This window comes from Mesorhizobium sp. M0808 (assembly GCF_040320025.1).
Taxonomy (GTDB): Bacteria; Pseudomonadota; Alphaproteobacteria; order Rhizobiales; family Rhizobiaceae; genus Mesorhizobium.
Genome location: NZ_JAMYOX010000135.1, coordinates 1 through 658, shown reverse-complemented (window position 1 = coordinate 658; position 658 = coordinate 1). Strand labels below are relative to the sequence as shown.

Below are 658 nucleotides of genomic sequence, written 5' to 3'. Positions count from 1 at the left end.
CGCGCGGCCCAGGCCGGCCACTTGAGCCTCGGCCAGCTGAAGGTGATGTCGGCGATCGAGACCTGCCGCACCGCGGCGCTTGGCGGTCATGTCGAGGCGTGCGAGGACTGCGGCCACAGTCGCATTGCGTATAACAGCTGCAGGAATAGACACTGTCCAAGGTGCCAAGGCGCGGCGGCAAGGGAATGGCTCGCCGCACGCGAGGCCGATCTCTTGCCGGTCGGCTACTTCCACGTCGTCTTCACGCTGCCGGCCGAGATCGCCGACATCGCCTATCCCAACAAGGCGGTGATCTACGACCTGTTGTTCCGCGCCGCCTCGGAAGCGATGCTCACCATCGCCGCCGATCCAAAACATCTCGGCGCCCGCATCGGCATCACCGCCGTGCTGCATAGCTGGGGCTCGGCGATGACCCATCATCCGCATGTCCACATGATCGTGCCCGGCGGCGGCATCGCGCTCGATGGTGAGCGGTGGGTGTCCTGCCGGCCCGGCTTCCTCCTGCCCGTGCGCGTGCTCTCAAGACTGTTCCGGCGGCTCTTGCTGGCCAAGCTTACTGATGCCCATGCCGCCGGCCGGCTGAGGTTCTTCGGCGACAATGCTGGCCTCGGCGACAAGCGCGCCTTTGCTAAATTCCTGGCACCGCTCAAGAAGAAGA

Annotated in this window: 1 protein-coding gene; it reads left to right on the top strand. The window is 65.7% G+C overall.

The features are described 5' to 3' along the window. Positions 1–658 (top strand): IS91 family transposase (locus NKI25_RS36320; RefSeq protein ID WP_353000988.1); only part of this gene is annotated, 658 nt, incomplete at both ends.